Origin of the sequence: Roseicyclus sp. (genome assembly GCF_052168335.1) — a bacterium.
Taxonomy (GTDB): domain Bacteria; phylum Pseudomonadota; class Alphaproteobacteria; order Rhodobacterales; family Rhodobacteraceae; genus Roseibacterium.
On record NZ_JBQLZP010000191.1, the window covers coordinates 1 to 16,650 of the forward strand.

23 protein-coding genes are annotated in these 16,650 nt (G+C 70.2%); 17 read left to right on the forward strand and 6 right to left on the reverse strand.

Features of this window, described 5'->3' with window-relative positions:
• Window positions 1–869, forward strand: an 869-nt coding sequence (locus ACTS11_RS05875) for a D-alanyl-D-alanine carboxypeptidase (RefSeq protein WP_442639402.1), incomplete at its 5' end; no start/stop codon positions are given.
• A gap of 4 nt (window positions 870–873) precedes the next feature.
• Here ACTS11_RS05875 and ACTS11_RS05880 read toward each other — a convergent pair.
• Window positions 874–1,290, reverse strand: coding sequence for a tellurite resistance TerB family protein (locus ACTS11_RS05880; RefSeq protein WP_442639403.1), 417 nt, complete (start codon window positions 1,288–1,290; stop codon window positions 874–876).
• Window positions 1,291–1,403: 113 nt separating this feature from the next.
• Between ACTS11_RS05880 and ACTS11_RS05885 the strand changes: the two genes are divergently transcribed.
• The 5 genes from ACTS11_RS05885 (at window position 1,404) to ACTS11_RS05905 (ending at window position 7,322) form a co-directional block, all read left to right on the forward strand.
• Window positions 1,404–3,050, forward strand: coding sequence for a lysine--tRNA ligase (locus ACTS11_RS05885; protein ID WP_442639404.1), 1,647 nt, complete (start codon window positions 1,404–1,406; stop codon window positions 3,048–3,050).
• Window positions 3,051–3,053: 3 nt separating this feature from the next.
• A complete protein-coding gene (locus ACTS11_RS05890) occupies window positions 3,054–3,794 on the forward strand; it encodes a DUF4336 domain-containing protein (RefSeq protein WP_442639405.1) in 741 nt (246 codons plus the stop codon).
• A 62-nt stretch (window positions 3,795–3,856) separates the two neighbouring features.
• Window positions 3,857–4,273: a DUF4864 domain-containing protein gene (locus ACTS11_RS05895; protein ID WP_442639406.1), complete on the forward strand. Its 417-nt coding sequence runs from the start codon at window positions 3,857–3,859 to the stop codon at window positions 4,271–4,273.
• A 157-nt stretch (window positions 4,274–4,430) separates the two neighbouring features.
• Complete coding sequence (locus tag ACTS11_RS05900) at window positions 4,431–6,722, forward strand: glycosyl hydrolase family 28-related protein (RefSeq protein ID WP_442639407.1); 2,292 nt, start codon at window positions 4,431–4,433, stop codon at window positions 6,720–6,722.
• 84 nt (window positions 6,723–6,806) lie between these two features.
• Window positions 6,807–7,322 (forward strand): DUF427 domain-containing protein, encoded by a 516-nt coding sequence (locus ACTS11_RS05905; protein WP_442639408.1) that lies wholly within the window; start codon window positions 6,807–6,809, stop codon window positions 7,320–7,322.
• On the opposite strand, the gene ACTS11_RS05910 is transcribed toward ACTS11_RS05905, so the two are convergent.
• Complete coding sequence (locus ACTS11_RS05910) at window positions 7,323–7,802, reverse strand: HugZ family pyridoxamine 5'-phosphate oxidase (protein WP_442639409.1); 480 nt, start codon at window positions 7,800–7,802, stop codon at window positions 7,323–7,325.
• Between the two features lie 535 nt (window positions 7,803–8,337).
• Window positions 8,338–9,120: a hypothetical protein gene (locus ACTS11_RS05915; protein ID WP_442639410.1), complete on the reverse strand. Its 783-nt coding sequence runs from the start codon at window positions 9,118–9,120 to the stop codon at window positions 8,338–8,340.
• 112 nt (window positions 9,121–9,232) lie between these two features.
• Here ACTS11_RS05915 and ACTS11_RS05920 point away from each other — a divergent pair, with 112 nt between their 5' ends.
• The 7 genes from ACTS11_RS05920 to ACTS11_RS05950 all read left to right on the forward strand — a co-directional run bounded on the left by ACTS11_RS05920 (window position 9,233) and on the right by ACTS11_RS05950 (window position 12,563).
• Window positions 9,233–9,829: a carboxymuconolactone decarboxylase family protein gene (locus ACTS11_RS05920; protein ID WP_442639411.1), complete on the forward strand. Its 597-nt coding sequence runs from the start codon at window positions 9,233–9,235 to the stop codon at window positions 9,827–9,829.
• Entirely contained in the window at window positions 9,826–10,662 is an 837-nt protein-coding gene (locus tag ACTS11_RS05925) for a DUF6206 family protein (RefSeq protein WP_442639412.1), read from the forward strand. The genes ACTS11_RS05920 and ACTS11_RS05925 overlap by 4 nt, the downstream gene beginning before the upstream one ends.
• Before the next feature lie 22 nt (window positions 10,663–10,684).
• The gene (locus ACTS11_RS05930) at window positions 10,685–11,143 is read left to right on the forward strand and encodes a tRNA (cytidine(34)-2'-O)-methyltransferase (RefSeq protein ID WP_442639413.1); all 459 of its coding nucleotides are present in this window, start codon (window positions 10,685–10,687) and stop codon (window positions 11,141–11,143) included.
• A 167-nt stretch (window positions 11,144–11,310) separates the two neighbouring features.
• Complete coding sequence (locus ACTS11_RS05935) at window positions 11,311–11,499, forward strand: hypothetical protein (RefSeq protein ID WP_442639414.1); 189 nt, start codon at window positions 11,311–11,313, stop codon at window positions 11,497–11,499.
• A gap of 79 nt (window positions 11,500–11,578) precedes the next feature.
• The gene (locus tag ACTS11_RS05940) at window positions 11,579–11,905 is read left to right on the forward strand and encodes an antibiotic biosynthesis monooxygenase family protein (protein WP_442639415.1); all 327 of its coding nucleotides are present in this window, start codon (window positions 11,579–11,581) and stop codon (window positions 11,903–11,905) included.
• A 7-nt stretch (window positions 11,906–11,912) separates the two neighbouring features.
• Window positions 11,913–12,212 (forward strand): DUF5665 domain-containing protein, encoded by a 300-nt coding sequence (locus tag ACTS11_RS05945; RefSeq protein ID WP_442639416.1) that lies wholly within the window; start codon window positions 11,913–11,915, stop codon window positions 12,210–12,212.
• A 78-nt stretch (window positions 12,213–12,290) separates the two neighbouring features.
• A complete protein-coding gene (locus ACTS11_RS05950) occupies window positions 12,291–12,563 on the forward strand; it encodes a zf-TFIIB domain-containing protein (protein WP_442639417.1) in 273 nt (90 codons plus the stop codon).
• A gap of 21 nt (window positions 12,564–12,584) precedes the next feature.
• Here ACTS11_RS05950 and ACTS11_RS05955 read toward each other — a convergent pair whose 3' ends face one another.
• On the reverse strand, window positions 12,585–13,028 hold the full coding sequence (locus ACTS11_RS05955; RefSeq protein WP_442639418.1) for a hypothetical protein: 444 nt from the start codon (window positions 13,026–13,028) through the stop codon (window positions 12,585–12,587).
• Window positions 13,029–13,138: 110 nt separating this feature from the next.
• Here ACTS11_RS05955 and ACTS11_RS05960 point away from each other — a divergent pair, with 110 nt between their 5' ends.
• The 3 genes from ACTS11_RS05960 to ACTS11_RS05970 all read left to right on the forward strand — a co-directional run bounded on the left by ACTS11_RS05960 (window position 13,139) and on the right by ACTS11_RS05970 (window position 14,981).
• A complete protein-coding gene (locus ACTS11_RS05960) occupies window positions 13,139–13,759 on the forward strand; it encodes a rhodanese-like domain-containing protein (RefSeq protein ID WP_442639419.1) in 621 nt (206 codons plus the stop codon).
• Between the two features lie 99 nt (window positions 13,760–13,858).
• On the forward strand, window positions 13,859–14,632 hold the full coding sequence (locus ACTS11_RS05965) for a ZIP family metal transporter (protein ID WP_442639420.1): 774 nt from the start codon (window positions 13,859–13,861) through the stop codon (window positions 14,630–14,632).
• 67 nt (window positions 14,633–14,699) lie between these two features.
• Window positions 14,700–14,981 carry a GlsB/YeaQ/YmgE family stress response membrane protein gene (locus tag ACTS11_RS05970; protein ID WP_442639421.1) on the forward strand — a complete coding sequence of 94 codons (282 nt, stop codon included), beginning with the start codon at window positions 14,700–14,702 and terminating at the stop codon, window positions 14,979–14,981.
• On the opposite strand, the gene ACTS11_RS05975 is transcribed toward ACTS11_RS05970, so the two are convergent.
• Window positions 14,978–15,316 (reverse strand): hypothetical protein, encoded by a 339-nt coding sequence (locus tag ACTS11_RS05975; protein WP_442639422.1) that lies wholly within the window; start codon window positions 15,314–15,316, stop codon window positions 14,978–14,980. The genes ACTS11_RS05970 and ACTS11_RS05975 overlap by 4 nt on opposite strands.
• Window positions 15,317–15,816: 500 nt before the next feature.
• Between ACTS11_RS05975 and ACTS11_RS05980 the strand changes: the two genes are divergently transcribed.
• On the forward strand, window positions 15,817–16,236 hold the full coding sequence (locus ACTS11_RS05980) for a type II toxin-antitoxin system HicB family antitoxin (protein ID WP_442639423.1): 420 nt from the start codon (window positions 15,817–15,819) through the stop codon (window positions 16,234–16,236).
• Here the strand turns inward: ACTS11_RS05980 and ACTS11_RS05985 are convergent.
• Window positions 16,237–16,650 (reverse strand): UvrB/UvrC motif-containing protein (locus ACTS11_RS05985; RefSeq protein WP_442639424.1); only part of this gene is annotated, 414 nt, incomplete at its 5' end. It abuts the gene before it with no gap.

The following is a 16,650-nucleotide window of genomic DNA, read 5'->3' on the forward strand; positions in this document are numbered from 1 at the left end:
ACACCGTGCGGATGGATGCGCGGTCGGCGAACTTCTCGCCCGCCGTGACCGTGTCGAGCATGGTGGTCGAGGACCGAGATTTCCCCGTCTACACCTTCGAGCGCGGCGAGGTGCGGGACGCCTGGACCGTGGCGCGCGGCGCGCTCGGCGAGAACGGGGGGCGCTGGCTGCCGGTGCGGCGGCCGCACGCCTATCTCGCCGAGGTCTTCCAGACCCTCGCGCGGCAGCGCGGCATCCCGCTCGGCACGCCGGTCTTCTCGGAGAGCGCGCCGCCCGGCGCGCAGATCCTGCACGAATACACCAGCCCGCCGCTCGAGGAGATCCTGCGCGGGATGATGCAGTGGTCCACCAACCTGACCGCCGAGGTGGTCGGCCTCTCGGCGACGCAGGCGGGTGGCGTCCGGCCCGAGACGCTGACCGAGAGCGGCGCGGAGATGGGCGCCTGGATGCGCGAACGGCTTGGCGCGCGGCAAGCGCACTTCGTCGATCATTCCGGCCTCGGCGTGGACAGCCGCCTGAGGCCTCACGACATGACGCGCGCGCTCGTCGAGGCCGGCCCGAACGGCATCCTGCGCAGCCTGATGAAGGACATTCCGGTCCTCGACCGCAACGGCGCGCCGATGCCGGACCATCCGCTGCGGGTCGTGGCGAAGACCGGGACGCTGAACTTCGTCTCGACGCTCGCGGGCTATGCCGAGACGCCCTCGGGCCGGGTTCTCGCCTTCTCGATCTTCGGCGCCGACCTCGAGCGCCGTGCGCGGCTTACGCCCGACCAGATGGAGCGGCCGCCCGGCGGCCGGACCTATATCGCCCGGGCCAAGATCCTCCAGTCCGCGCTGCTGGACCGCTGGGGGACGATCTTCCGCTAGAAGCTCAGAGCGTCATGTGACGCGCGCGCGCGCCCCGCTCGATGGCGGCGGCGTGCAGGCGGTCGACGTTCAGCGCGTGGCGCATCTCCTCGAGGAAGCGCAGTTCCGTCTGCTGGAGCGCGCCGTCCGCGGCGGCCACGTCGCAGGCGATGGCATAGGCCGTCTCGTAGAGCTTCTCAGGCAGCGCCTCGCGCACCAGACCGAAAAGCGCGTCGAGCCCGTCCTCGTCCTCGAAGAGTTCGAAGACGGTCTGGGCGACGGAGCGGGTCCGGTCGGCGTCGTAGGCGGCGAAGACGGGCAGGTGGTTCACGATCTGGTCGATCTTCACCAGTTCCGCGGTGCGGATCGCCTCGTCCGAAACGGAGACGGCCACCATCACCGCGACCAGCGCGTCTTCGGGGCTGAGGGCGTGGTCGGTCATGGCGCGGGTCCTTCTCCTGCTCGCCGCGGTATTTATTGACGCCGACGGGCCGGAGCAATAGGTGCGGGTGCGCGCCGGGCCGAGGGGGTCCGGGCGAAACGGGGACCGAGACGATGACCGAGCTGCGCGACGCCGCGATGACCTCGAAGGCCTGGCCTTTCGAAGAGGCGCGCCGCGTGCTCAAACGCTACGAGAACGGCCCGCCCGAAAAGGGATACGTCCTCTTCGAGACGGGCTACGGCCCCTCGGGCCTGCCGCATATCGGCACCTTCGGCGAGGTCCTGCGCACGACGATGATCCGCCGCGCCTTCGAGGTGATCTCGGACATCCCGACGCGGCTCATCTGCTTCTCCGACGACATGGACGGGATGCGGAAGGTGCCGGGCAACGTGCCCAACCGCGAGATGCTGGCCGAGCACCTGCAGAAGCCGCTGACGCGCGTGCCCGATCCCTTCGGCGAGTTCGAGAGCTTCGGCCACCACAACAACGCGATGCTGCGCCGTTTCCTCGACACCTTCGGGTTCGAGTACGAGTTCTATTCCGCGACCGAGTTCTACGCCTCGGGGCAGTTCGACGAGATCCTCCTGCGCGCGGCCGAGCGCTACGACGCGCTGATGGAGGTGATGCTGAAGTCGCTGCGCGAGGAGCGTCAGCAGACCTACTCGATCTTCCTGCCGCTGCATCCGGAGACGGGGCGCGTCCTTTACGTCCCGATCAAGCACGTGGACCCGAAGGACGGTACCGTCACCTTCGACGACGAGACGGGCCGCGAGTGGACCGTTCCCGTCACCGGCGGGCAGTGCAAGCTCCAGTGGAAGCCCGATTTCGGCGCGCGCTGGGCCGCGCTCGGCGTCGACTTCGAGATGTACGGCAAGGACCATTCGACGAACACGCCGATCTACGACGCGATCTGCGAGATCCTCGGCGCGCCTGCGCCCGAGCATTTCACCTACGAGCTGTTCCTCGACGAGAACGGGCAGAAGATCTCGAAGTCCTCCGGCAACGGCATCTCGATCGACGAGTGGCTGACCTACGCCGCGACCGAGAGCCTGAGCTACTTCATGTACGGCAAGCCCAAGACGGCCAAGCGGCTCTATTTCGACGTGATCCCGAAGGCGGTGGACGAGTATCACCAGCAGCTCAAGGCCTATCCGGAGCAGCCGGTCGAGCAGCAGCTCGCGAACCCCGTCTACCACATCCATTCGGGCGCGGTCCCGGCCTCCACCATGATCGTGAGCTTCGCGATGCTCCTCAATCTCGCGAGCGTCGCGCACGCCGAGGAGAAGGAGGCGCTCTGGGGCTTCATCCGCCGCTACGCGCCGCAGGCCTCGCCCGAGAGCCATCCCGACCTCGACCGGGCGGCGGGCTTCGCGGTGCGCTACTACCAGGACTTCGTGAAGCCCGCGAAGGTCTTCCGCGCGCCCACCGGGCAGGAGCGCGCGGCGCTGGAGGAGCTTCGCGACTGCCTCGGCGACGCGGACCGCGCCCTCGACGTCCTCGCGCGCAAGGCCGCGCAGGAAGGTGGCGAGGCCGCCCTGCCGACGGTCGACTGGCAGGACGAGGAATTCCTCCAGTCCATCGTCTACGCCGTTGGCAAGACCCACGGGTTCGAGCCGCTGCGGGCATGGTTCGCGACGCTCTACGAGGTGCTGATGGGGGCGAGCCAGGGGCCGCGCTTCGGCGGGTTCGTCGCGCTCTACGGCATCGAGGAGACGCGGGCCCTGATCGACCGGGGCCTGCGGGGCGAGCTCTCGGCCTGAGCCATGGCGGCGGAGGGGACATACCCGCCGCTCTTCACGCTCAAGCCCGTCGCGCGCGACGTCTGGATCGTCGACGGGCCGGAGATCGACCTCTACCGGATGCCCTTCCCGACGCGCATGACGGTGGTGCGCCTGTCCTCGGGTGCGCTCTGGCTCCATTCGCCCATCGCCTTCTCCGGCGCGCTCCTCGAGGCGCTGGACGAGATCGGCCCCGTCCGCCACCTCGTCGCGCCGAACTGGCTGCACTACGCCTGGGTGCAGGACTGGGCCGATGCCGTCCCCGCCGCCGAGACCTGGGCCGCCCCCGGCGTGGCCGAGCGGGCGAAGGGCAGGGGGGTGCGCCTGCGCGTGGACCACCGCCTGACCGACGCCGCGCCGGAGGCCTGGAGCCTCGATCTCGCGCAGATGATCGTGCCGGGCAGCCGCATCCACCGCGAGGCCGTGTTCTTCCACGAGGCCACCCGGACCCTGATCCTGACCGACCTCATCGAGAACTTCGAGGCGGGCAAGCTCCCCTGGCACCTCAGGATCACGACCTACGTGGCGGGCAACCAGGACCCCGGCGGCTCGATGCCGCGCGACATGCGGCTGACCTTCGACAAGGCGCAGCTCGCCGGGGCGGTTCGGCGGATGATCGGCTGGGCGCCCGAGCGCGTGATCCTCGCCCACGGGCGCTGGTACCGGACGAACGGCACGGCGGAGCTGCGCCGCGCCTTCTCGTTCCTCGATCTCGACGGGGCGTGAAACCGCGCGCGGGCGCGCTATCTCCCGCGACAGGCCCCGCCGCGACACAAGGAGACCCGGACATGCTGCGCATCCTTCTCGCCTGCCTGACGCTCTGCTTCAGCGCGCCCCTCGCCGCTGCGCAGGAGCGTCTGGCCCCCGACCCGGCCATCGAGGCCATCATCGGCAGCCAGTTCGACGCCTTCCGCGCCCGCGACGTGGCCGAGGCCTGGCAGTACGCGAGCCCGAACATCCAGCGCCTCTTCGGCAATCCCGACACCTTCGGCCGCATGGTCGAGCAGGGCTATCCCATGGTCTGGAGCCCGGGCGCGGTCGAGTTCATCGACCTCCAGTCCTTCGGCGGCGTGCTCGTGCAGCGGGTCGAGGTGATCGACGGCGCGGGCACCGCGCATTACCTCGGCTATCAGATGGTGCGCACCGAGGCGGGCTGGCGGATCAACGGCGTGCAGGTCCTGAGCGCGCCCCAGGTCGGTGCCTGAGGGAACCTTAACCGCCCGTTAGCCATTTCGCGGTAGAACGACCGCCTGTCCGGCCCGGGATGCGCCGGGCCGTCACAGACATCGCTCGCACAACAGAGGTGGCCGTTCCGGGGCGCACCTCGTCCGCTCCTTCGGCCGCGCCGCAAAGGGGTAGACCATGAACCAGGCGATCACCGCCGGCCTCTCGCTGATGCCGCCGCCCTTCTCCGACGGGCTGTCCGTCTGGTCCCGGCAGGACGGCACGCCCGGAAGCGACACCTGGGCCACCGCCGCGAACGCCGCCCTGGTTCCCGCCGATGCCGATTTCGGCGACTGCCTCGAGATCGTGAAGACCGAAAGCGTGACGCGGCTGCGCCACATGGGCCAGACGCCGATCCTGCCGGGGCTCTACCTCCGCGTCTCGGCGCGGCTGAAGGTGCTGTCGGGCAACCTGCCCGAGGTCCGCATCGCGGCCTGGGCGGGCGACGCCTCGGGCGCCCATGTCGCAGGCCTCGTCGAGACCGGGCCCTCCGCCGCCTTTCAGGGCTACGGCGAGGTCGTCACCGTCGCGGCCATCGTCGGCACGGGCGGGCGCACCGGCGTCGACATGGCCTGGGGCGACGCTCCCGCCTACGGGCATTTCGGCCTCGACCTCACGGGTCCGAACTCCGGCCAGGTGCGGATCGAGGCCATCGCGATCGAGGATGTCACGCAGGTCTTCCACCGCCGGATGATGGACTGGGTCGACGTGCTCGACTTCGGCGCGGCGGGCGACGGCGTGACCGACGACCGTGACGCCTTCCTCGCCGCCGACGCCGCCGCCGCCGGGCGCGAGGTACTGGTGCCCGCGGGCGTCTACCGCATCGGCGCGACCCTCACCATGACGAGCCCCCTGCGCTTCGAGGGAAGGCTCGACATGCCCGCCGACGCGCGGCTGGTCCTTCTCGGCAACTACGACCTCGACGGCTATGCCGAGGCCTTCGGCGACGAGGTGACGGGGCTGCGCAAGGGGCTTCAGGCGCTCTTCAACCAGTCGGAGTTCGAGGCCTTCGACCTCTGCGGGCGGCGCGTGCTCCTGTCCGAACCCCTCGACGTGCAGGCGGCCGTGGGCAACCGGACGACCTACGCCAACCGCCGGGTGATCCGGAACGGTCAGATCACGGCCGATGACGGGCCCGGCTGGGCGGACGCGGTGCACCTGCGGACCGCCAACTGGTCGGCCGCGGCGCCGCTGGAACTCACCGGTGTGTCGAACGCCGCTTCGATCCCGGTGGGCGCGCTCGTCACCGCGCCGCAGGGCGTCGGCCGCGAGGTCTACGTGACCGCCGTGAACGCGGCGCAGGGGCGCATCACGCTCTCCGCGCCGTTCTGGGGCGCGCCCGCGCAGCAGGACTACACCTTCCGCCGCTTCCGCTACCTTTTCGACTTCTCGGGTTTCCTGAACCTCCAGCGCTTCGTCCTTTCGGGGATCGAGTTCCTCTGCGCGGGACGCGCCTCGGGCGTGATGCTGCCCGTCGACGGCATCGTCTTCCAGGTCCAGGACTGCTTCTTCACCGGGCCGAAGGACCGGGGCATCACCTCGTCCGGCACGGGATGCCAGGGCCTCCAGGTCGACCGTTGCCAGTTTCTCTCGGACGAGCAGGCGCTGCCCGTGCAGGACCGGGTGTCGATCGCGCTGAACGCCAACGCGGGCGACGTGAAGCTGCGCGACAACCGCGCGGTGCGGTTCCTGCACTTCGCCGTCATGGGCGGCGCGGGCAACATCGTCAGCGGCAACCACGTCTTCCAGGGCGACGACGAGACGGAGGGCCTCCGCACGGCCGGCGTGATCCTGACGCGAACGAACGCCAAGACCGCCTTCACCGGCAACTACGTGGACAACTGCTTCCTCGAATGGGGCAACGAGCACGACGCCGAGCCCGCGATGCTGGGCGAGTACAGCTTCCACGGGCTGGCGGTCACCTCGAACATCTTCTTCGCCTCGAACGCCACGCCCTTCATGAAGTTCATCCTCGTGAAGCCCTACGGGCCCGACCACTACCTCAACGGCGTCTCCATCTGCGACAACCTCTTCAAGGACACGAACGGCCCGCCGCTCGAGGCGGTGGAGGGCGTGGACGCCTCGGTCGCCGCGCTCGACCTGACGCGGGCGCACGACCTGCTCTTTTCGGGCAACACCTTCCACGGGGTGACGAAGCGGACGGAGAACCCGGTCGTGCGCCGCGCGGTGCAGAACACGGCGGCGCAGGTCTGGACCGTCGATCTCGCGGACGCGCTGCCCTTCGGCTGCGAGGCGGTGGCGGCCCTGTCGCTCCTGCCGGACGGGGCGGTGCGCAACGCCGGGAACGCGGCCGTCTTCACGATGCCCTTCGCGACGCCGAGGGCGGGCACGGGGCGGCAGTCGATCCAGCTCACCTGGTCGGAACCCGTGCGCGGCGCCGTCCACCTGACCGCGCGCTGCGATACGTGAGGGGCGGAAAAGCCGGCTTTTCCGCGCCGGAATTGCCGGCAATTCCGGTCCCGGACCTTGCGGTCCGGGGTTTCCCTCGCGCCCGTGCAGGACTACCTCCTCCGGCGTGAAGCCGAGGACAGCATGACCGCCCTTCCCGTCGAGAACGTGCAGGACTACCCACGTCCCCCCGCGCTCGAACCCGTGTCCGAGCGTCTGCGTGTCGTCTTCGGCGGCGTGACCATCGCCGACACCACGCGGGGCCTGCGCATTCTCGAGACCCACCACGCGCCCACCTACTACATCCCGCCCGAGGACGTGCTGATGGCCGCTCTCGTGCCCTCCGCGCGGGAGACTTTCTGCGAATGGAAGGGCAGGGCCGCCTATGTCGACATCGTGCTCGACGGGCGGCGGTCGCGGAACGCGGCATGGGCCTATCCGGCGCCGGTCGCGCGCTATGCGGGCCTGAAGGACCACCTGTCCTTCTACGCGGGCTCCGTCGACGAGGCCTGGGTGGGAACCATCCGCGTGCGCCCACAGCCCGGCGATTTCTACGGCGGCTGGGTCACGCCGAACCTGACAGGTCGGATCAAGGGTGCGGCCGGAACCCTCCACTGGTAGTCAGGGCGCGAGATCGCCCGCCGTCATCCGGTAGGCCTTGCCGAAGCCGCCGTTGAGGAAGGCGCGCTCCGGCACGAGCCGCAGCAGCCGGAAATCCCCGAAATCGTAGTAGAGCTGCGCCTTGGGGTAGAGCGTCAGGTAATGCGCGCGGAGCGCCGCCTTGTCGGCCGCCTCGGCGCGCGCCTGGAGCGTCAGGCGCGGATGGGTGAGCGGATCGCCCTTCGCCCCCGGCTCGCCCAGCAGGAGCGAGCAGGCGGGGTTCGCCTCGAGCGCGGCGGTGTGGCTCGAGAGGGTCGAGACCAGCGTCATCGGCATCCCGTCGGGGCCCGGAACGACGGCGATGCGCGTGACCATGGGGGCGCCAGTGTCGGGGTCGATCACGCCGAGCGCGCCGTGCCGCGCGGAGGCGACGAGATCGCGCGCAAGCGCGCGGGCCTCGTCGTCGGTGGGGCGGACGGGATCGGTGGGCCGGTCGGTCATGGGGCGAGGTTAGCACGGTCGCGGGATCGGCCGCCAGAAGTCGCGCCGGAGCGGAAGACCCGCCCCGAGCCCTTCGCGGCGGCGGAGGAGCGCAGGGACGCCCGACGGAAGCGCCTCCCCGCGTCGACAGGAGGCACGAGGGCCCGACCCGCCCGGACTCGCGGTGCAGCGAGGGGCCGCCGTGGGACGGGTGGAGCGGGCGGGCGACCGGCAGACGACAGGACGGGCGCGTGCGCCGCTCGTCGGACCTCCCGGTGCCGCGAGAGGCGTCCAAGGCACCGGTGGAGCGGGGGACGTCCGTCGGAGGACTGAACGCGCGGGAGGCGCAATTGCCGCAGCTCCCGCCAGTGCGCGAGGCGCGCGCCGAACGCGTCTCCACCGCGGGGGCGGCCCGACACCGGACGGGAGCGGAGGTCGCACGACAGGCCTCGCGCGGGTCGGGCCGGAGGAGCACCCGCCGGAGCGAGGGGCGTCCGCGGCACGGCTTGAGCGGGGGGGCGTCCGCCGGATGACAGGGCGACGGAGTGCCCTGCCCTCAGAACTCCCGCCAGAGCGAGAGGCTTGCGCCGAAGGCGTCGCTGCCGCGGAGCGGTGCCGTGACGCCGGCCTGGAGCGAGGTGCCCTCGCCGATGGACAGCACGACCGAGGGCCGCGCCGTCACCATCGCCTCGGACCCCGGCCATTCCTCGGCCTTCAGCGCGAGGATGCCGCGGGCCCGGTCGCCGAGGGTCGCGCCGAGGGTCAGTTCGGCCTGCCAGATCGCCTCGCCCCCGTCCGCGTCGAGGAAGGCGGCCGTGTCGAGGGTGATCCATCCGCCGTCGTGCCCGAGGCCGATGCCGGCGAGCGTCGTCTCCCAGTCGCCGAAGCCGCGGCCGAGCGAAGCGCCGACGCGGAGGAGAGGCGTGGCCTCTTGCCCCTCCGCCAGCCGCATGCCCGCGCCTGCGTCGAGCGCGACCTGCCAGGCGGCTTCGGGCGGCGTGAGGGTCCGTTGCAGGAAGACGATGGCCATGCGCGCATCCTCGCCCCAGCCGAGGTCGAGGCCCGCCGTCAGGCCGCCGCCCAGCCCGTACTCGCCGTAGGCCGACAGCGCGGGCTCGGGCTGCAGGAAGCCGGACAGGATGGCCGCCCGTTCCTCCTGCCCGGTGATCGTGAAGGAGAGGAAGACATCCCCCTCCCCCCGCGCCCATGGGCCTGCCGATGCCGGAAGGGCGGCGACGGAGAGGCACAGGACGGCAAGCGCCCATGCCGTCCGTCCCGTCCTGCCGGCCCCTCGGGAAGGGGCCCCGGGCCCCGGAATCGTGGCGGCTGCGCAACGCATGAAAAGAGAGTGCATGTCCGATGGTTAAGGAACCCCTAACGCCGCCTTGCGCCGCCATCGCGGCTCGGGCAGCGTCCGACTCTGCCGACATCCTGCCTGGGGAGGAGATGTGATGGCCCTAGTCGATCCGCTCGACGAAGAGGGGATGGACCCCGGACTGCGCGCGCACGTGCAGTTCTTCAAGGGGCCGCTCGGCCTCATTCCCAATTCCGTCAGGACCATGGCGCACCGCCCCGAGATCGCGCGCGCCTTCACCGACCTCAACATCGCGGTGATGACCGACTACGGCGCCGTCACGCCCGAGTTCAAGCGCCTCCTCGGCTATGTCTCGAGCTTCGCCTCGGGCTGCCTCTACTGCCAGGCGCACATGATCCTGGCCTCCGAGCGCTTCGGCGCCTCGGAGGAGCGCCTGTCGAGCGTCTTCGACTTCGAGGACAGCCCGCATTTCACCGAGGCCGAGAAGGCCGCGCTCGGCTTCGCGCAGGCGGCGACCGCCGTGCCGAACGCCGTGACGGAGGAGGTCGGCGCGCGGCTCAGGGCGCACTGGGCGCCGGAGGCCATCGTCGAGATCATGGGGGTCGTGGCCCTGTTCGGGTATCTCAACCGCTGGAACGACTCGATGGGCTCCGCGCTCGAGGACCTGCCGGCCTCGAAGGGCGAGGCGCGGCTGGCCGGGGCCACCGGCTGGAGCCTGGGCAAGCACCGATGAGCGAACTGGTCGGACATCTGCGCGCCGCACTGGCCGAGCGGAAGGCCGGCCGCCCCGACCGCATGGGCTATTTCAGCGCGCCGTTCCGACCGGCCTCCGGCCCGCTGGCCGACAAGGTGGTGAAACCCTACCGTACCGGGCGCGACCCGGAATTGCTGGAGCTGCTGCTGCGGCGCCACGAGACCTACCTCGACTGTCTCGCGCGGGCGGGCCTCGGCGTGCCGCAGAGCCGGCTCCTGCTCCTCGACGAGCACGGCCTCCTGCGACCGGTCGTCATTCAGGATGCGCTCGACGCGGGCAGCATCCTGTCGCGCAGGCTCGGGCAGGGCGACCTCGCCTCGGCGCTCGGCGCGCTCGAGGTCGTGGCCGGGGCGGTCTGCGGCTTCTGGGCGGGCGTCGCGCAGCGGGCGGAGCGGATCGGCCTTCACGCCAACGTCCACAACTTCGCCGTAACCGAGGACGGCCCGGTCTTTCTCGAGACCTTCCCGCCGCTCATCGGCTACAGCCGCGAGGACATGGGCAGGCTCCTGCTGCGCTTCTCGGAATCGGGGCTCATGCGGGGGATCGGCGCACTCCTGCCCGGACGGATGCGCGAGATCCAGGACCCCTGGTACACGCTGCCGGGCAACCTCGGCCTGCTCGTCGAGGGCGCGATCCGTCTGCGCCCGCAGGATCGGCCTGCGCTCCTGGCCTGGGCGGGGGACTTCGCGGCGGCGCGGCTCGACGCCTCGGACCGGTCGGCCCTCCTGACCTCGCTCTCGCGGCCGCGCCCGAACATCCTGGCCGAGCGCACGGGCCGCCGCTTCGGGGCGGGCCTCCATCCGAATGCCTGAGCGGCCCCCGGGTCCGCCCGACATGAAGATCGTCCTCGTCGCGCCGGAGATCCCCGGCAACACCGGCACGATCGGGCGCACCTGCGTCGCGCTCGACATGGAGCTGGTGCTGATCCGACCCTACGGGTTCGAGCTCAGCGACAAGACCGTGCGCCGCGCGGGCCTCGACTACTGGAAACACGTGCGTCTCGCGGAATACGACGACTGGGACGCCTTCCTCGCCGACCGCAGGCCGCCGCGCGAGGCGCTCTTCCTCTTCGAGGACGACGGCGCGGCAGGGACGGTCTACGACCCGGAGTATCCGGCGGGGGCCTACCTCGTCTTCGGGCGGGAGACGGTCGGCCTGCCCGGGGAGGCGCTCGCGGCCTTCCCGGACCGCACCTTCCGCCTGCCGATGTCGAGCCCGCACATCCGCTCGCTCAACCTCGCCAACGCGGTGACGGCGGTGGCCTACCAGGCGATGCGTCCCTGGCTCTCCTGAGCCATTGCGGGCCCTCGGGAAATGAACCGTTTCCGGTCCGGCGCTGGACGCGGCGGCGGGGGATCGACTATCCAAATATGGCAAAGTTGCGGTCGTTCAGGGTCTTTTTTCGGCCCTCGCTCGGCGGCCGCAGCGTGATCAGGGCATTTTCCTTCGGAGTTTTCAGGATGAACGCGTTTACTGTCTTTGCCGCCGACGAGAGCGGCGCCGTCGCCACCGACTGGATCGTGCTGAGCGCCGCCTGCGTCGCGATGGGCCTCGCCACGATGCTTTCGGTCTCGGGCGGCGTCGAGAGCCTCGCCAACGAAACCAGCGCGGCGATCTCGAACTACCAGATCGACGACCAGTTCGACTGAGCCCGGCAGGCGGGCGGCCGGATCGTCTCTGGCCGCGCGGCCCCCGCATTGCTAGGCTCCTCGGCAGGAGGAGCCAGCCATGCCGCACATCACGCAGGACGCCAGCCTTCAGACGGTCATCACCACCTTCGAGACCTCGCCCGGCAATTGCGACGACCTGATCGACGAACTGGGCGCCGCTTATGCCGAGTTCATCTCGAAGCAGCCGGGCTTCATCTCGGCTGCGCTGCACGTCAACGACGCCCAGACGCGCGTTGCGAATTACAGCCAGTGGCAGAGCCGCGACGACTTCAAGAACATGCTCAAGAGCGACGAGATGCGCCGCCGCAATCGTCGGATCAACGCGCTCTGCCGCAGCTTCGAGCCGGTGATGTACGAGGTGCTCGCCGTTCACCGGACGGATTGAGGGGACGATGGCCGAGGGGGACGGAACGCCCGGAGACGGGCTCGAGGCCGAGGTGCGCGCGCTGCGCGAGGAACTGGCGCACCTGAGGCGGCATCGTCTCGTCGTGCTCTACCAGTCGGTGCCGCGGATCCTGTTCTTCCGGTTCCTCAGCGGCATGGCCGTGGGCCTCGGGACCGTCATCGGGGCGACCGTGCTCCTCTCGGTCATCGTCTGGGCCTTCTCGCAGATCGAGTTCGTGCCCATCATCGGCGAATGGGCGGCCGAGGTCGCCCGCGCCATGGCCGAGGGACTCGAGGCCGACCGATAGCATTTTCCCATGCCCGTTGCGCGGGGGCGTGCGCGGCATAGATACGCGAGAACGCAAACCGCAAGGGAATCTGGGCCGATGCAATGTCCCGTGGATGGAACGACGCTCGTCATGGCGGACCGGCAGGGGGTCGAAATCGACTACTGCCCGCAGTGTCGGGGCGTCTGGCTCGACCGGGGCGAGCTCGACAAGATCATCGAGCGGTCGGCCCCGGCAGCGCCTCCGCCGCCGCAGCCCGCCCCCCGGCACGCCCCGCACCCCGGTGCGCAGCGCGGCTATGACGACGACCATCGCGACGGCTACAAGAAGAAGCGGCGGGGCTCGTTCCTCGACGACATCTTCGACTTCTGAGGTCGGCGCGGGACGCCGGGATCAGGCCGAGGGCGCGATCGTGCAGGCGCGGAACGCGGCGACCTCGGGCGCCGCGCCCGCGAGGTCGAAGGCCAGCGCGGTCTGTCCCGCAAATGCGACAGCCACCGCGTTGAACTCCAGCCCGTCAAGCACGTTGCCGAAGCCCACGTCCGCGACGCTGAGCGTGCGGCCCTCGTCCGACAGGACATGGCGGGTCGTGGAGATCGTGTTCTCCCGCGAACCTTCGAAGCGGATGGCGAAGACCGGGGCCTCGGGCCATGTATCCGCCCCGCGGATCGCGATGGTGTAGAGCGGCAGCGACGGGTCATAGGTCAGCCGCACGTCGCCGGCCGGTCCCGAATGCTCGAGCGTGCAGAGCGGCTCTTCGGCCCCCGCCACCCAGGCGCGGGCGGGCAGGGCCGAGCTTGCCAGGAGCAGGGCGATCATCGCGGTTCGGAGCATCATGGCGATGGACATGGCGCGGCCCGCGCGTCCGGCAAGGTGCGACGCCGGGGCGATTGACTGACGAAGCCAACCATCCGACGCTGACGCCATCGATCCAAGGGAGGATGACAATGGCAAGAATTCACGGGCAGGCCCTCGCGGCCGCCCTCGCGCTGGTCGCGGGCGGCGCGGCCGCCGATCCGGTCGGCATCACGCCCGACATGATGTCCGTCACCGTCGACACCGCCGCAGGTCCCGTCGAGATCCTGCGCGACCAGGACAACGCCGCCCGGCTCGAGGGCGACTGGACGCTCACCTCGCGGCCGTGCCCCAATTTCTGCATCCAGCCGATGATCCCCGCCGAGGGCGTGACGCCGGTGGGCGAGCTCGAGGTTCTCGCGGCGCTGCAGGATCCGAACACCCACGTCATCGACGGCCGCATCACCTCGGAGTTCGAGGCGGGCACCATCCCCGGCGCGATCTCCATGCCCTACAACGAGGCCGAGGACCGGCTGGGCGAGCTTGGCTGCGAGATCGACTTCGACGGCTGGATCTGCGAGGGCGATCTGCCCCGCGTCGTCCTCTTCTGCAACGGTCCATGGTGCGGGCAGTCGCCCACGGCCGCGCGGAACATGATCGCGGCGGGCTTCCCGGCCGAGAACATCTCCTACTATCGCGGGGGAATGCAGAACTGGCAGATGCTCGGCCTCACCGTGGTGCCGGGCGATCCGTCGGTCGTGGCGGTGCAGTAGGGCAGGGCGGTGCAGTAGGGCAGGGCGGGACGAACCCGCCGCACGCCCGCGCGTTGGGGGCGGAGCGGCGCCGGGACGGGGCCGGACCGGAGGGACGCCATGTCGCCCATACTCCTCGGCTTTCTCGGGAGCCTCGCCGCGGGCTCGATGACCGCGGCGGGCGCGCTGCCGGTCCTGTTCGGCCGCCAGCCGGGCCGCGCCTTCCGCGACCTCTCGCTCGGCTTCGCGGCGGGCGTGATGCTGGCGGCCTCCTTCTTCTCGCTGATCCTCCCCGCCCTCGACGCGGCCGGAGAGGACTTCGCGGGCGCCATCCCGCCCGCCATCGTCTGCACGGCGATCCTGCTCGGCATGGGGGCGGTGCACCTGATGAACGAGGCGCTGCCCCACGAGCATTTCCGCTCGGGGCGCGAGGGGCCCGAGGCGGCGGCGCTCCGGCGCATCTGGCTCTTCGTCATCGCCATCGCGATCCACAACTTCCCCGAGGGGCTGGCCGTGGGCGTCGGCTTCGGCGCGGAGGGGTTCGAGGGCGGCCTGCCGCTCGCCATCGGCATCGGGTTGCAGAACGCGCCCGAGGGGCTGGCCGTGGCGGTGGCGCTGCTGGGCGAGGGCTATTCGCGCCTCCGCGCCTTCGCCTGGGCGGGGGCGACCGGCATGGTGGAGCCCTTGGGCGGTCTTCTCGGGGCGGGCGTCGTCTGGGTCTCCGAGCCGCTCCTGCCCTGGGGCCTCGCCTTCGCGGCGGGGGCGATGCTCTACGTCATCAGCCACGAGATCATTCCCGAGACGCACCGCGCGGGCCACCAGAAGCTTGCCACGACCGGCCTCGCCGTGGGACTTGTGGTGATGCTCTTCCTCGATGTCTGGCTCGGTGCCTGAGGGGCGCGGGGAAACCTTCGGGGGCCGGAGGGGTTGATCCTCCCGACGGATCAACCGGAGAGACATCATGGAAGCCTTCCTCGAAGTCGTGGGCGTCGCGGCCCTCATCCTGCTCGTGCTGATCGGCGCGGCGGCCGGCTACTTCGCGAGCCGCCTCGCGATGGGCTCGACCGCGCTCTACGTGACGGTGGGCATCCTCGCCGCCGTGGCCGCGCCCTTCGTGCTTGCGGCGCTCGGCGTCACGGCGCTCGCGGCGGGCGGCATCCTCCTGATCCTCGCGGTGGGGGCGATCTTCGCGGTGATCGTGCTGGCGCTGGTGGCGGGCTTCCGGCGGAGCGTGCGGCGCTAGCCCACCCGCACCATCAGCGCCATCGCCGTCAGCGCGCAGCCAAGGCCCGCGAGCTCCCGGAGGCCGAGACGCTCGCCGAAGGCCAGCGCGCCGATCAGTGCGAGCGCCACGAGCGTCAGCATGGAATAGGCGACGCCCGCCTGCCCGAGCGTCAGGTGCCGCATCGCCCCGAACCACAGGAGCGCCGAGACGGCATAGAGCCCGACGCCGAGCGCCACCATCGTGGAGAGCGTCGCAAGCCCCCGGTCGGCGGCGAGCTTAAGGACATAGTCGCCGAGTATGACGACGAAGGCGGTGACGGCGATGAAGCCGAGGCCCGACAGGACGTTGGACATGGGGTGCCTCGCGACGCTGTTGCTGTGGTCACGAGGTTTGTCGCCGGGGCGGAAACGGTCAACGGAGGGATGCCTTACCCGAGGGGGGCCATGTGAAAGCAACCTCGTCATGCAGCACTCGTTGTGCCCGCGTCGGCACCCAGCGGCCTCGACGGCTGTTGTGCCTCGGACCCAGTCATTGTGTCTGTTGCCGAGCTGTCCGTTGCCCGTTGTCAACCTCGGGGAGATGATTCATCGTTCGGCAATGGCGCCGAAGACGGGCATCCTTGAACAGATGAGGTCCAATCCGAAAAGGGATTGGACCATCAAGGACATCGAGCGAGTGTGTCGCCAGCATGGGCTGGAACTCCTTCCGCCCAGAAAAGGCAGCCACTACAAGGTGTCCAGCAAGCACCTCCGAGACATCCTGACAGTTCCGGCGCACCGTCCGATCAAGGTCGTCTACATTCGCAACCTGGTTTCGTACGTGGACGCACATATCTCATTCGAGGAGGGGACAAATGGCACGGCCTGAGGAATATGCGATCGTGGTTGTGCCGCTGTCGGAGGACGATGGCGGCGGCTACTACGGTTTCGTACCCGATCTTCCGGGCTGCGCCTCGGACGGCGACACTCAGATGGAGGCTTTCGAGAATACCGTCGATGCCCTCCACGAATGGTTGCACGAGCAGGAGCTTCGGGGTGTCGCCGTGCCGGAACCAGGAGCGGCGTCCAGGGCCGCGGTCGATAGGGAAAAGAAGCTCCTCGATGCGCTGAAGTCTTTGGCGGAATACCGCGATGAAGCTGACGAGCGGAGCAATTCCCTGGAGGTGAAGCTCGCAGAGTTGATCGCCTTGTTGAAAGGCGACCGGGGCAACCTACCGAGCACGTTTCTTCCGTTGCTTGCGGAACGTGCCCACAGGAAGAAGCTTGCTCACTGATCACCTCCCCCTTCTTGCCTTCCCCCCGCGCTGACCCGGCCGTCCCGCCGTGGACCGCCCGGCCATCTTCACCGCGCCCTCCACGGCCTCCTCCACCGCCGACTGGCGTGCGAGCGGGTCGTCGGCGACGGCGAGCTCCACCGCTTCCAGCCGCTTGATCTCGTCGCGGAGGCGCGCGGCCTCCTCGAACTCGAGGTTCTCGGCGGCCTTGCGCATCCGGTCGCGCAGGCCGTCGAGATGGGCCTGGAGGTTCGCGCCCACGAGCGGCTTGTCCACCTTGGCCGTCACGCGGTTCATGTCCACGTCGCCCTGGTAGACGCCGGCGAGGATGTCCTCGACGTTCTTGCGGATCGTCGCGGGCGTGATGCCGTGTTCCTCGTTGTATTCCATCTGCTTGGCGCGGCGGCGGTCGGT

Coding starts and splice junctions, on each gene's coding strand:
- ACTS11_RS05980 (WP_442639423.1), top strand. CDS start 15,817: ATGGCACGGCCTGAGGAATATGCGATCGTGGTTGTGCCGCTGTCGGAG.
- ACTS11_RS05965 (WP_442639420.1), top strand. CDS start 13,859: ATGTCGCCCATACTCCTCGGCTTTCTCGGGAGCCTCGCCGCGGGCTCG.
- ACTS11_RS05960 (WP_442639419.1), top strand. CDS start 13,139: ATGGCAAGAATTCACGGGCAGGCCCTCGCGGCCGCCCTCGCGCTGGTC.
- ACTS11_RS05900 (WP_442639407.1), top strand. CDS start 4,431: ATGAACCAGGCGATCACCGCCGGCCTCTCGCTGATGCCGCCGCCCTTC.
- ACTS11_RS05930 (WP_442639413.1), top strand. CDS start 10,685: ATGAAGATCGTCCTCGTCGCGCCGGAGATCCCCGGCAACACCGGCACG.
- ACTS11_RS05895 (WP_442639406.1), top strand. CDS start 3,857: ATGCTGCGCATCCTTCTCGCCTGCCTGACGCTCTGCTTCAGCGCGCCC.
- ACTS11_RS05920 (WP_442639411.1), top strand. CDS start 9,233: ATGGCCCTAGTCGATCCGCTCGACGAAGAGGGGATGGACCCCGGACTG.
- ACTS11_RS05915 (WP_442639410.1), bottom strand. CDS start 9,120: ATGCGTTGCGCAGCCGCCACGATTCCGGGGCCCGGGGCCCCTTCCCGA.
- ACTS11_RS05940 (WP_442639415.1), top strand. CDS start 11,579: ATGCCGCACATCACGCAGGACGCCAGCCTTCAGACGGTCATCACCACC.
- ACTS11_RS05885 (WP_442639404.1), top strand. CDS start 1,404: ATGACCGAGCTGCGCGACGCCGCGATGACCTCGAAGGCCTGGCCTTTC.
- ACTS11_RS05955 (WP_442639418.1), bottom strand. CDS start 13,028: ATGATGCTCCGAACCGCGATGATCGCCCTGCTCCTGGCAAGCTCGGCC.
- ACTS11_RS05975 (WP_442639422.1), bottom strand. CDS start 15,316: ATGTCCAACGTCCTGTCGGGCCTCGGCTTCATCGCCGTCACCGCCTTC.
- ACTS11_RS05890 (WP_442639405.1), top strand. CDS start 3,054: ATGGCGGCGGAGGGGACATACCCGCCGCTCTTCACGCTCAAGCCCGTC.
- ACTS11_RS05970 (WP_442639421.1), top strand. CDS start 14,700: ATGGAAGCCTTCCTCGAAGTCGTGGGCGTCGCGGCCCTCATCCTGCTC.
- ACTS11_RS05880 (WP_442639403.1), bottom strand. CDS start 1,290: ATGACCGACCACGCCCTCAGCCCCGAAGACGCGCTGGTCGCGGTGATG.
- ACTS11_RS05910 (WP_442639409.1), bottom strand. CDS start 7,802: ATGACCGACCGGCCCACCGATCCCGTCCGCCCCACCGACGACGAGGCC.
- ACTS11_RS05935 (WP_442639414.1), top strand. CDS start 11,311: ATGAACGCGTTTACTGTCTTTGCCGCCGACGAGAGCGGCGCCGTCGCC.
- ACTS11_RS05950 (WP_442639417.1), top strand. CDS start 12,291: ATGCAATGTCCCGTGGATGGAACGACGCTCGTCATGGCGGACCGGCAG.
- ACTS11_RS05925 (WP_442639412.1), top strand. CDS start 9,826: ATGAGCGAACTGGTCGGACATCTGCGCGCCGCACTGGCCGAGCGGAAG.
- ACTS11_RS05945 (WP_442639416.1), top strand. CDS start 11,913: ATGGCCGAGGGGGACGGAACGCCCGGAGACGGGCTCGAGGCCGAGGTG.